This is a genomic window from Macromonas nakdongensis, assembly GCF_002837145.1.
Lineage (GTDB): Bacteria > Pseudomonadota > Gammaproteobacteria > Burkholderiales > Burkholderiaceae_C > Macromonas_B > Macromonas_B nakdongensis.
Genome location: NZ_NWMV01000142.1, coordinates 230 through 9,198 on the forward strand (window position 1 = coordinate 230; position 8,969 = coordinate 9,198).

The 8,969-nt window shown below is 69.0% G+C and carries 8 protein-coding genes; 2 read left to right on the top strand and 6 right to left on the bottom strand.

Annotated features, from left to right (window positions below; translation table 11 throughout):
* From CON77_RS15755 to CON77_RS14305, 3 genes are all read right to left on the bottom strand, one after another.
* Nucleotides 1-1,442 (bottom strand): methyl-accepting chemotaxis protein (locus CON77_RS15755; protein ID WP_304442165.1); only part of this gene is annotated, 1,442 nt, incomplete at its 3' end.
* Between the two features lie 37 nt (nt 1,443-1,479).
* Complete coding sequence (locus CON77_RS15760) at nt 1,480-3,144, bottom strand: methyl-accepting chemotaxis protein (protein WP_101050219.1); 1,665 nt, start codon at nt 3,142-3,144, stop codon at nt 1,480-1,482.
* Nucleotides 3,145-3,180: 36 nt separating this feature from the next.
* Nucleotides 3,181-3,693, bottom strand: coding sequence for a chemotaxis protein CheW (locus tag CON77_RS14305; RefSeq protein ID WP_101050221.1), 513 nt, complete (start codon nt 3,691-3,693; stop codon nt 3,181-3,183).
* Nucleotides 3,694-3,800: 107 nt separating this feature from the next.
* Between CON77_RS14305 and CON77_RS14310 the strand changes: the two genes are divergently transcribed.
* The gene (locus CON77_RS14310; protein ID WP_101050223.1) at nt 3,801-4,451 is read left to right on the top strand and encodes a hypothetical protein; all 651 of its coding nucleotides are present in this window, start codon (nt 3,801-3,803) and stop codon (nt 4,449-4,451) included.
* 16 nt (nt 4,452-4,467) lie between these two features.
* Here the strand turns inward: CON77_RS14310 and CON77_RS14315 are convergent, their stop codons facing one another.
* The 3 genes from CON77_RS14315 to CON77_RS14325 all read right to left on the bottom strand — a co-directional run bounded on the left by CON77_RS14315 (nt 4,468) and on the right by CON77_RS14325 (nt 8,106).
* Nucleotides 4,468-5,013, bottom strand: a complete 546-nt coding sequence (locus tag CON77_RS14315; RefSeq protein WP_101050225.1) for an adenine phosphoribosyltransferase — start codon at nt 5,011-5,013, stop codon at nt 4,468-4,470.
* A 38-nt stretch (nt 5,014-5,051) separates the two neighbouring features.
* Nucleotides 5,052-6,014: an MBL fold metallo-hydrolase gene (locus CON77_RS14320; RefSeq protein WP_101050227.1), complete on the bottom strand. Its 963-nt coding sequence runs from the start codon at nt 6,012-6,014 to the stop codon at nt 5,052-5,054.
* A 103-nt stretch (nt 6,015-6,117) separates the two neighbouring features.
* Nucleotides 6,118-8,106, bottom strand: a complete 1,989-nt coding sequence (locus CON77_RS14325) for a monovalent cation:proton antiporter family protein (RefSeq protein ID WP_101050229.1) — start codon at nt 8,104-8,106, stop codon at nt 6,118-6,120.
* Nucleotides 8,107-8,149: 43 nt separating this feature from the next.
* Between CON77_RS14325 and CON77_RS14330 the strand changes: the two genes are divergently transcribed.
* On the top strand, nt 8,150-8,969 hold an 820-nt coding region (locus CON77_RS14330; RefSeq protein ID WP_101050231.1), incomplete at its 3' end, for a KpsF/GutQ family sugar-phosphate isomerase.

Consider the following 8,969-nt stretch of genomic DNA (forward strand, 5'->3'; position numbering starts at 1 on the left):
TGGGTCATCTGGTCGAGCTGGTTCACAGCCACGTTGACCTGACCGATGCCGTCGCTCTGCTCGGCCGCCGCGGCGGTGATCTCGCCGATGATGTCGGACACGCGCTGCACGCTGCCGACGATCTCGTGCATGGTGGTGCCGGCGTCCTCCACCAGGCGGCTGCCGTCCTGCACCCGGGACACGCTGGCGTTGATCAGGTCTTTGATTTCCTTCGCCGCCTGGGCGCTGCGCTGGGCCAGGGTGCGCACCTCGCCGGCGACCACCGCAAAGCCGCGGCCCTGCTCGCCGGCCCGGGCCGCTTCCACCGCCGCGTTCAGGGCCAGGATGTTGGTCTGGAAGGCGATGCCGTCGATCACACTGATGATGTCGCTGATGCGCTGGCTGCTCTGGGTGATGTCGTTCATGGTGTGCACCACCTGCCCGACGACCGAGCCACCGCGCTCGGCCACCTCGGCCGCGCTGGACGCCAGCTGGTTGGCCTGGCGCGCAGCCTCGGCGCTCTGCCGGACCGTGGCGGTGAGCTGCTCCATGCTGGCCGCGGTTTCCTCCAGGTTGCTGGCGGTCTGCTCGGTGCGCCCGCTCAAGTCCTGGTTACCCATCGCGATCTCGCCGGCGGCCTGGCCGATGCCGTCGCCGGCCTGCCGAATCTGGCCCACCACGCGTTGCAGGCTGGACTGCATCTCGGCCAGGGAACGCAGCAGGGTGCCGAATTCGTCCTGCCGGGTGACGGCAATGCGGCGCGTCAGATCGCCGTGGGCGATCGTGTCGGCAAACTCCCCCGCTTCGCGCAAGGGGCGGGTGATGGAGCGGCCCAAGGCAATGGCAACCGCCACCCCGAACAAGAGGGCGGCAACCGAGAGACCGAGCACGATCAGCACCGCCCGGTCCACCTCGGCCCGGGCCTGCCCCGAGAACTCGTCCACGAAACGGTGCTGGAGCTGGACCAGTTCTTCCTGCGCCGCCATGTAGGCGTTCGCCGCAGGCAACAACTGGTCCGACAACAGGCGGCTGGCACCGTCCAACTCCTCGGCTTTCAGGGCCTCGAAAAAGGTTTTGCGTGCTGCGATGTAGCTGCCCCGCAGCTGAGAAACCTTGGCCAGCAGTGCCTTGCCTTCGGATGAGGAAATTTCGGCCTCCAGCGTTTTCTGCACCTCGTTGATGCGCTGGGTGGTTTCGGCGATCTGCGGCGCGAAGTAAGCCTCCACCTCGGGGTCGTTGCGGGACTTGGCGATGGCCAGCACCCGGTTGACGTTCAGGCGCGTGTGGGCCGCCCAACCGTCGGTCAAGGCGGCACGGCGCTCCATCTGCACCACCCGGTCCAGGCCGACGAGCAAGGCACGGAATTCGTACACGGACCAGCCCACCACCACCGCCAGCAACAGCAACATGACCGCAAATGCCAGGCCCAGCCGCGTACCGATACGCCAATTGTTCAAATTCATGGGAGTCTTTGCGAAGGGTGAGGGAGAAGAGGACCGTTCAGGCCCGCGGTGACGAACGGCGCTCGGGGCCGCTGTAGCCCACCGCCGGCCCATGGCCCCGGGTGGCCGCGGGCTGCAGCGGCGGGTGACCGCCGGCCCCGTCGGCCAGACGGAACACGGCGACCACGTCGGCCAGACGCTGCGCCTGCTCGCGCAGGCTGTCGGCCGCGGCGGCACTCTGCTCCACCAGGGCCGCGTTCTGCTGGGTCACCTGGTCGAGCTGGCTGACTGCGCTGTTGACCTCGACCAGGCCCTGCGCCTGTTCGGCGGTGGCCGCAGTGATCTCGGCGATCAGGGCGGCCACCTGTCCGGCCTTGTCCACGATGTCGCGGATGGTGTTGCCCGCCTGGTGCACCAGCTGTGTGCCGGCGTCCACCTTGCTCACGCTGGCACTGATGAGGGACTTGATCTCGCGCGCCGCCTCGGCGCTGCGCTGTGCCAGGCTGCGCACCTCGCCAGCCACCACGGCAAAGCCGCGCCCGGCTTCCCCGGCCCGGGCGGCTTCCACCGCCGCATTCAGGGCCAGGATGTTGGTCTGGAAGGCAATGCCGTCGATCACACCGATGATGTCGTGGATCTTCTGGCTGCTCTGGTTGATTTCGTCCATGGTGGACACCACCTGCCCCACCACCGTGCCGCCACGCTGGGCGACTTCGGCGTTGGCACGCGCCATGTGACTGGCCGACTGCGCCGCCTCGCTGGACTGGCGCACCGTGCCGGTGATCTGCTCCATGCTCGCCGCGGTTTCTTCCAGGTTGCTCGCGGTCTGCTCGGTGCGGTTGCTCAAGTCCTGGTTGCCGCTGGCGATCTCGCCGCTGGCCGCGCGAATGCCCTCCGCAGCCTGGCGCACCTCGCCCACCGTGCGCGACAAGGACGCCTGCATGTCGGCCAGGCAACGCATCAACTCGGCCAGCTCGTCGGCCCCATGCAGATCGGGCCGGGTGGTCAGGTCGCCACGGGCAATTGCGACGGCCAGCCCCTGCGCCTGCTCCAGCGGACGGCAGATGCTCTGCATGTTGGCCAGGGTGGTCGGCACCACCACCAGCATCGCGGCCAGCAACACCCCCCCGAACAGCCACAGGGCCGTGCGCGCGGTGCGGTCCGAACCGGCCACCACGGCGCTCAGCTCCGTGGCCAGCAGGTCTTCCAGGCGCCGCACAATGCCGTCGGCCTGCTGCATCGGGTCTGCGGCCGGGGCCAGGGCCTGCTGGGCGGCTGCCGTGTCTGCGAACGCCCCCGCGCCCATGCGGCTGGCCACCGGCTCGACCGCGGCACGGTAGGCCTTCAGGTGGCCCTGCAACGCCTCCACCTGGGCGTTGTCCTCGTCGGCCTCGCCCGCCAGCATCTCACGCAAGGCCGCCTCGGTGCGGCCCACCGCCTCCTGCCACCGGGCCTGGCTGGCACGCCAGGGCTCCGGCGCCTGCACGTGCAAGGCCATGGCCTGTTCGTGGCGGCGGGCATCGGCCAGGGCCAGCTGCAGGCGCCCCAAGGCCACGGCCTCGCTGAGCGAATGGTCGACGATGTCGTGCTGCACCGTCTGCATGCGCTGCAAGCCCCACCAACCGGCGCCGCCCACCACACACAGCAGGGCAACGACCACCCCGATCGCACTGAGCATGCGCACGCGGATGCTGAATGCCCGCATCATGGCCAAGAGATCCATGGTTCCACCTTTTTTGGGGTCGGGGGCGGCCGGCGGTCAGGCCGCCGCGTCCATCAGGCCCATGTCCGGGCTGCTCATCAGCGACTCGATGTCCATCAGGATCAGCATGCGCTCGGCCACGCTGGCGATGCCGGTGATGAACGCGGTGTCGACCGCCGAGTTGCCCATGTCGGGCGCTGGCTTGATGTGATCGCGTTCCAACTCCAGCACATCCGACACCGAATCGACCACGGCACCGACCACCCGTCCCTTGACGTTGAGCACGATGACCACGGTGAAGCTGTTGTACTCGACCTTCTCACACCCGAGCTTGATGCGCAGGTCGACCACCGGCACGATCACCCCGCGCAGGTTGACCACCCCCTTGATGAAGGGCGGCGCGTTGGCGATGCGGGTCGGCTCCTCGAAGGAGCGGATCTCCTGCACCCGCAGGATGTCGATGCCGTACTCCTCCGCTCCGAGGCGGAAGGTCAGGTACTCGGCGCTGTTCTGCGAGGCCGCGCGACCGGAAGCCGAGGCCATCGGTGCGCTTTGCACGCTCGTGTTCATGCGTTCTCCTTGGTGCTGATTCGGACCACGCTTTCAAGTATCGGCCAAAAAAAGCGGCGCTGGATGCACAATCGGTACAAATATGGCCCCCACCCGATGAGATTTCTGTGAAATCCCGCAAAGCCCCTCCCCCATCCGCCTGGTGGCACCGGCTGACGCGCTGGTTCTCGCCGGAGGCCGCGGCGCCGACAACCGACCCCACGGCATCGGCCCTGACCCGCCGCAATGCCGGCACCGGCAGCAAGGAGCAGCGCCTGCGCCGCACCGCCCGGCGCGAACACCTGTACGCGGCGGTGCGGGAAAACATGATCCGCGCCGGGGTGCTGTCCAGTGCCTACAAGTTCAAGGTGCTCACCCTCGACCACGACGGGCTGAGCCATGTGGTGCTGATCGACCTCCAGCACCAGGCCCTGGAGCGCCTCACCGAGGACGAGCACACCCTTGAGGCCAGCCTGCAGAAGCTGGCCCAGGAGCGCCTGGGACTGGAAGTTCGTTCGGTGTACTGGCGCACCAGCGGACCCATGGCCAGCCCGGAGCACGAGCGCGGCACGCGCGCGGCCGCGACAGCAGCCACCACCGCACCCGACCGGCACGAAACCGTGGGCGACGACGAACTGCAAGCCCTGCACCAGGCACTGAACACCTCAGGTCCCTGGGACCGGCAACGCCCCGAATTCGAGCCCACCCGCCCCATGCCGCGGCCCCGCGATCAGGGGTTTGCCCCCCTGAGCGACACCCAGCTGGGCGACCTGGACTGAGCGCCGTCGGCCGGGCTCAATGCCCGGCGAAATCGACCAGCGTGAACAGGGGCAGGCCGCTGTCGCGCAGCCGTTGCGTGCCACCCAATTCCGGCAAGGCCACGATGGCCGCGCCCTCGGTCACCGTCGCCCCCAGCTTTTCGAGCAGCTTGCGTCCCGCCATCATGGTGCCGCCGGTGGCGATCAGGTCGTCGATCAGCAACACCCGATCGCCCTGGCGGACCGCGTCGGTGTGCAGCTCGACGGTGGCGCTGCCGTACTCCAACTCGTAAGTTTCCTCCACGGTGGTGAAGGGCAACTTGCCCTTTTTGCGGATGGGCACGAAGCCCACCCCCAGCTCGTAGGCCAGCACCGAGCCGATGATGAACCCGCGCGCGTCCAGCCCGGCCACCACGTCGGGCCGCTGGCCGCGCTCCATGTAGCGGTGGACGAAGGTGTCGATCAGCACCCGGAACACTTTCGGGTCCTGCAGCAGCGGCGTGATGTCGCGGAACTGCACCCCGGGCGCCGGCCAGTCGGGCACGGTGCGGATGTGGGCCTGAAGGTAAGCGGAGGTGTCCATGCCCGGATTATGGCGCCCCCGCACCATCGCGCCGGACCTCAGGCCAGCGGGGTGAAGGCGTAGCCCTGGTCCACCGGCGCGATCCGCCCGAACGCCGGGAAGGGGAAATGGAAACCGCCCACCAGCATCTGCCCCTGGGCCGCCTGTGCCAGGATCCGGCGCCGCGTCTGGCGGGCCATTTCGGCGTCCATGTCGAAGGCCACCGCCCAGTCGGGCGCACGGGCGAACAAGGCGGGCACGTTGGTCACGTCGGCCAGGTACAGGTAGGACTGCCCGCGGGAGCTGACCTGGAAGATGGACATGCCCGGCGTGTGGCCGAAAGCCGCCTGCGAGGTGATGCCCGGCCCCAGGGTGGCACCGGGTTCGAAAATGGCCAGCCGGTCGGCCGGCAGGCTGCCGATGACCCGGCGGACGTTGTCGAACGAGGCCTGCGCCGCCGGCGGGGCCGCGTCCATTTTCTCGTCGCTCATCCAGTAGGCGTGCTCCGGGGCCGGCACGTGCACCCGGGCTTTGGGGAACACCCACTGCCCAGCCTTGTTGCGCAGGCCATTGATGTGGTCACCGTGGTAGTGGCTGAGGATCACATGGTCGATGTCCCCGGGCTGGAAGCCGGCCGCCGCGAGGTGCCCCAGCAGTCGCCCGGTGGTGGGCGGACCGTTGTCGGCAAAGCCGGTGTCGATCAGGTACTTCCCCCCCTGGCTGACGACCAGCACCGGGGTGAAGGGAATGTCCACGTGGCTGGTTGGCAGCTGCTGCCGGGCCAGCAGGGCTTGGACCTGCTCGATCGGCGCGTTGCGCACGAACTCCTCCCCCAGGGGCCGGCGCAGCACGCCGTCGTTGAGCGCGATCACCTCGATGTCGCCCACCTGGGTCTTGCGGAAACCCGGCGCGGGCAGGGTGGGCGCCCCCAGACTGGGTGCGCCTTGCGTCCAACCGGACGACAAGGTAAGCGCGGCGGTGCCCGCGATACCGGCGGACAGGAAATGGCGGCGGTGCAGCATGGAGGCTCCTGAAAGCAAAGGTGGGCACCCAAGATACGGGAGCCTCCAGAGCGAGCGGCCATGGCCGGGCGATGACCCGGTGAACAACAGGGTCATCGGGTCGTCAGAGGCCGCTGACGAGCTTGTCCTCGGCCAGGGCCAACACCTCGGCGGTGCCCGAGAGTACCAGCGTGTCCCCGCCCGCCAGCCGCAGGTCGTCGGTCACCGGCACGGTCTTGCCGCCGGCCCGGCGCAGGCTCACCACCTGGGCGCCCATGGCGGGCAAGGCCAGGTCGGACAGGCGCAGCCCCAGGGTCTTGCACGCCAGCGGCAACACCACAGTGACCAGGCGTTCCTGGTACAGCTCCTCCACCGAACTGTCGTCGGCCCCGTGGAAGTAGCCGCGCAGCAGGCTGTAACGCGCCTCGCGCTGGTTCTGCACGATGCGCAGCACCCGCCGCACCGGCACCCCGACCAGCGCCAGCGCGTGGCTGGCCAGCATGAGGCTGGCTTCGATGGCCTCGGGCACCACCTCGGTGGCGCCGGCCTGCTGCAGCTTGTTCAGGTCCTGGTCGTCAACGGTGCGCACCACCGCCGGCACCGAAGGGGCGTGCTCGTGCACGTGGTGCAGCACCTTCAGCGCACTGGGGGTGTCGAGGTAGGTCACCACCACCGCACTGGCGCGGCTCAGGCCGGCGGCCACCAGGGCCTGCAGCCGGGCCGCGTCACCGAACACCACCGAATGCCCGGCCGCTGCGGCCTGGCGCACCCGGTCCGGGTCCAGGTCCAGCGCCATGTAGGGAATGTGTTCGGCCTCCAGCATGCGCGCCAGGTTCTGGCCGCAGCGGCCGTAGCCGCAGATGATGACGTGCTTGTCGGTGGCCATGGCGCGGCTGGCGATCTGCGTCATCTGCACCGATTGCATCAGCCAGTCGCTGCCCACCAGGCGGGTGACGATGCGGTTGCTGCCCATGATGACCAGCGGCGCCAGCAGCATGGAAATCACCATCGAGGCCAGCACCGGGTTGAACAGCTCGGGCGGCACCAGGCCGTTCTGGCGCGCCAGCGTCAGCAACACGAAGCCGAATTCGCCGGCCTGCGCCAGGTACAGGCCCACGCGCAGCGAGGTGCCCATGGACGAGCCGAAAAACCGCGCGAGCCCGGTGATCAGCCCCAGCTTGAAGGCCAGCGACAGGCCCAGCAACAGCAGCACCAGCGGCCAGCGTTCCAGCACCAGGCGCCAGTCCAGCATCATGCCGATGGTGATGAAGAACAGGCCCAGCAGCACGTCGTGGAAGGGCCGGATGTCGGTTTCCACCTGGTGCTTGTATTCGGTTTCGGCGATCAGCATGCCGGCGACGAACGCCCCCAGCGCCAGCGACAGGCCGGCGTGCTCGGTCATCCAGGCCAGCCCCAGCGTGATGAGCAGCAGGTTGAGCATGAACAGCTCTTCGCTCTTGCGCCGCGCCACCAGGGTCAGCCACCAGCGCATCAGCTTCTGACCGCCGGTGAGCAGCAGGGCCAGCAACAGCACCGCCTTCAACAACGCCCAACCCAGCGAGGTGGCCAGCTGTTCGGGGCTGGAGCCCAGCGCCGGGATCAGCACCAGCAGCGGCACCACCGCCAAATCCTGGAACAGCAGGATGCCCACCACCCGCTTGCCGTGCTCGCTCTCCAGCTCCAGCCGGTCGGCCACCAGCTTGACGACGATGGCGGTGCTGCTCATGGCCATGACCCCGCCCAGCGCCAGCGCCGTCTGCCACTCCATGCGCCACCACTTGGGCATGAGCCAGCCCAGCGTGAGCGACGCCGCGGTGGTGATCAGCACCGTCAACACCACCTGCGCCGTGCCCAGGCCGAACACGTGCCGCTTCATGGCCTTCAGTTTGGGCAGGCTGAACTCCAGCCCGATGACGAACATCAGGAACACCACGCCGAACTCGGCCAGGTAGCGCACCCCGGCCGAGTCCTGCGCCAACGCCAGCGCGTTGGGGCCGATCAGCACCCCCACCACCAGGTAGCCCAGCATTGGCGGCAGCTTGAGCGAACGGCAGGCCACCACCCCGACCACGGCGGCCAGCAGGTAAAGCAGCGCAATGTCCAGCGAATTCATCCGGGTATCTTAGCCCCAGGGGCCATGGCGGATAATCGTCGCCATGACGCAGCCGCCCCTCGACGCCGCCCTCACCCTGCGCCTGGCGCGCGACACCTTGGCCATCGAAGCCGAGGCGGTCCAGGCCATGGCCGCGCGGCTGGACGACCGCTTCGTGCAAGCCACCCGGGCGCTGCTGGCCTGCCGCGGGCGGGTGGTGGTCACCGGCATGGGCAAGAGCGGCCACGTCGGCCGCAAGATCGCCGCCACCCTGGCCTCCACCGGCACCCCGGCCATGTTCGTGCACCCGGCCGAGGCCAGCCACGGCGACCTGGGCATGATCACCGCCGCCGACGTGGTGCTGGCCATCAGCAACAGCGGCGAGAGCGAAGAACTCACCGCCATCCTGCCGCTGATCAAACGCATGGGCGTGCCGCTGCTGGCCATGACCGGCCGCGCCGGCTCCAGCCTGGGCCGCCACGCCGACGTGGTGCTCGACACCGCCGTGGACAAGGAAGCCTGCCCGCACAACCTGGCCCCCACCGCCAGCACCACCGCGCAACTGGCCATGGGCGACGCCCTGGCGGTGGCGGTGCTGAGCGCGCGCGGCTTCAAGGCCGACGACTTCGCCCGCTCCCACCCCGGCGGCGCACTGGGCCGCAAACTGCTGACGCTGGTGAGCGACGTGATGCGCCCGGCCGACGCCGCGCCGCGCGTGGCACCCGGCGCCAGCCTGAGCCTGCAAATGCACCACCACCGCGCTGAGCACTGGATCGTGGTGCAAGGCACCGCCGAAGTGACCAACGGCGACAAGGTGTTCTTGCTTTCAGAAAACCAGAGCACCTACATCCCGATTGGTGCGGTGCACCGCCTGCACAACCCCG

What these genes read in the sequence shown, in the direction of transcription:
- CON77_RS14325 (WP_101050229.1), bottom strand. Translation starts at nt 8,106, where the DNA reads ATGAATTCGCTGGACATTGCGCTGCTTTACCTGCTGGCCGCCGTGGTC.
- CON77_RS15760 (WP_101050219.1), bottom strand. Translation starts at nt 3,144, where the DNA reads ATGGATCTCTTGGCCATGATGCGGGCATTCAGCATCCGCGTGCGCATG.
- CON77_RS14320 (WP_101050227.1), bottom strand. Translation starts at nt 6,014, where the DNA reads ATGCTGCACCGCCGCCATTTCCTGTCCGCCGGTATCGCGGGCACCGCC.
- CON77_RS14305 (WP_101050221.1), bottom strand. Translation starts at nt 3,693, where the DNA reads ATGAACACGAGCGTGCAAAGCGCACCGATGGCCTCGGCTTCCGGTCGC.
- CON77_RS14315 (WP_101050225.1), bottom strand. Translation starts at nt 5,013, where the DNA reads ATGGACACCTCCGCTTACCTTCAGGCCCACATCCGCACCGTGCCCGAC.